This is a genomic window from Acinetobacter sp. YH12095 (assembly GCF_013419245.1).
Lineage (GTDB): Bacteria > Pseudomonadota > Gammaproteobacteria > Pseudomonadales > Moraxellaceae > Acinetobacter > Acinetobacter towneri.
Window position 1 is genome coordinate 1 of sequence record NZ_VPAL01000043.1, and the last position, 3049, is coordinate 3049.

Sequence of the window (3049 nt, forward strand, 5' to 3'; positions counted from 1 at the left end):
TTTGGGATTAGTCGTCAGGCGGTATACCGATATTTACAAGTTAGTGAATAGCTTATTGGGATTAGCAACTAAATTTAGTTTAACTTATAAAAATCATGAAACACTGTTCGAATTTTAAGCGTGGAACGTGAAAAATCACAAAAAAAGCTCACCTTGGGGAAGGTGGGCTATCAACTAGAAACTACAGCATTGATTTCTAAGTGGAATTATAACACATTACGTATAAGGTGTATTATGTTAATTTTAGAAATTCTAAAAAAGGGATAGTTTTTAACTATCCCTTTATCTTGTAAAAATTATCTTAGTAATAATACTGGTTTTGTAGAACTTGATAACAATTTGGTCGTCGTACTACCAATAAAAAACTGGCGTATCTTTGAATGACCATATGCACCAATCACAATCATATCAATAACGTTTTTTTCTTGATAATCCAATATAGATTTCTCAACATCACCTTCAAGCACACTATCAATGACATCAAAACCATTATTTGCAAGTAGCTCTTTTGCCCAAGTGACTTGTGATGTCATATCACTATTTGGCTTACCAACATATACCACATGAGCTGTCAGGGTTTTTAATAAAGGGCTATTTGCAATTTTGTCTACACAAATACGTGCAGTAGGACTTCCATCAAAAGCAATTAAAAATGACTGAGGTGGACTAAACGGTGAGGATGTGATTAACACGGGTTTATGAAGAGCACGAACAACATTTTCAATATGGGTTCCAACTTTACTGGAATTGTGCTCGGTTTCAGTTCCATGCTTACCCATAACAAGAACTCGAATATCCTCTTCCATTCCCATGATTGTTTCTAAAAGACTGCCATGGCGTTGAAAGCTTTGAGCATCAATAGAGAACTTCTCCAATAGATAGTTTTTTGCTTCCCGAAGAAGAATTTGGCCATGCTCTAGCTCAATTTTCCCCTTACGTTCTTCCAGTTCAACCAACTCGTTTAGCAAGGTTTCTCGACTTCCTAGACCAATTGCACCACTTAAATCTTGTGGTGCTTTCGCTTTTGGCTTATCAATGACATGCAATAACTGAAGAGGTGAATTCAATTTATCGCTAAACCAAGCTGCATAATCACAAACGGTATTTGTTGCTAATGATCCATCAATACATGCAATAATTTTTGACATAATTCATCCCTCTTAGTGGCTATTTAAGCGATCTAAAGCATCTGGCTTATCATGGATACCAAACTTATCGACTAACGTTTTACTGGCTTCATTCATTCCAATCAGTTCGACTTCTGTTCCTTCACGTCTAAACTTAATGACCACTTTATCTACGGCAGCGACCGCAGACACATCCCAAAAGTGAGCCTGACTAACATCAATCACAACTTTTGAAAGTGCTTCTTTGAAATCAAATGCAGACGTAAATTTATCTGCCGAGCTGAAGAACACTTGACCCGTCACCGTATAAGTACGGGTACTTTCAGGTTCATTAAATTCGGACTGAATTGCCATGTAGCGTTCAATTTTGTTAGCAAAAAATAATGCAGAAAGAAGAACACCGACTAATACGCCATAAGCCAGGTTATGTGTGGCAACAACCACAACCACTGTCGCTATCATTACGATATTGCTAGAGAAGGGATATTGGCGAATATTGCGCAGTGAATCCCAGTTAAATGTTCCGATTGAAACCATGATCATTACGGCAACCAGTGCAGCCATTGGAATGACTTTGAGCCAGTCACTGATAAACACCACCATAATTAACAGGAAGACCCCCGCACTAAAGGTAGATAAACGGGTACGACCACCAGATTTCACATTAATAATTGATTGACCGATCATGGCACAGCCTGCCATTCCGCCTAAGAAGCCTGAAGCGACATTGGCAACGCCTTGTCCTTTACACTCACGGTTTTTATCACTGGTGGTATCTGTTAAATCGTCGACAATCGTTGCTGTCATCATAGATTCAAGCAAACCGACGGCTGCTAATCCCAGTGAATAAGGCAAAATAATAGCTAAAGTTTCAAGATTTAAAGGAATATCAGGAAGCAAGAAAATTGGAAGAGTATCTGGTAATTGCCCCATATCACCTACGGTTCTTACATCTAAACCAATGAACAAGGCAAAGAGCGTGAGGAGTACAATACAGATGAGGGGAGAGGGTAAAAGCTTGCCTATTACTGGGATATAGGGGAATAGATAAATAATGGCTAAACCACCAATTGTCATCGCATAGACATGCCATGTCACATTGGTGAGTTCAGGCAATTGGGCCATAAAAATTAGAATAGCCAAGGCATTCACAAAGCCAATCACAACCGACTTTGACACAAAGCGCATCAATGCACCTAATTTTAGATAGCCTGCTAGGATTTGAATAAATCCTGTCAAAATTGTGGCTGCTAATAAGTATTGCAGACCATGCTCTTTAACCAGTGTGACCATTAATAAAGCCATAGCACCAGTTGCAGCAGAAATCATCCCTGGACGACCGCCTACGAAAGAAATCACCACGGCAATACAGAATGAAGCATATAACCCTACCTTAGGGTCGACACCTGCAATAATTGAAAAGGCAATTGCTTCAGGAATTAGAGCCAAAGCAACAACAATACCCGCAAGAACATCCCCGCGAATATTGGAGAACCATTGTTCTCGAATAGTGGATAACATGAAAATAGCCTATTTTTTTAAATTTTAGGAAAGGCTAGTGATGTGATATATGACACACAAGCTACTACACCACATCACTAGACAGTGATGAGTTATTTACTGTTTTAAGAGATAAATAAACTTATGGTGGCGTAAGTGTCATATTAAGAAAGATATCTATTTTGGAGGGTTTCGGGGGCAATGATAGCAGTTAGGCCCTTTTCTATCCACCCTAACCGCAGTACTGAAGTAAAAGTAAGAATGATCATAGATAATTTTAGAATTGATTTATGTCCATTTAACATAATGGCTGTTATACGAAACGAGAGTGTTAGAACCCATTTAAAGTGTCTATATTCTCACCAATAAAAATGTCCGGTTTCTCCGAGGTAAAATATGACTTTTGAACAAAAATAAGCCAT

General features: G+C 38.5%; 2 protein-coding genes. Both read right to left on the reverse strand.

Annotation, left to right across the window (positions count from 1 at the left end; genetic code table 11):
- Positions 1-296 precede the first annotated feature (296 nt).
- A complete protein-coding gene (locus tag FTU35_RS13160; protein WP_002115246.1) occupies positions 297-1148 on the reverse strand; it encodes a universal stress protein in 852 nt (283 codons plus the stop codon).
- Between the two features lie 12 nt (positions 1149-1160).
- A complete protein-coding gene (locus FTU35_RS13165) occupies positions 1161-2648 on the reverse strand; it encodes a SulP family inorganic anion transporter (protein ID WP_005146104.1) in 1488 nt (495 codons plus the stop codon).
- Between the last annotated feature and the right edge of the window lie 401 nt (positions 2649-3049).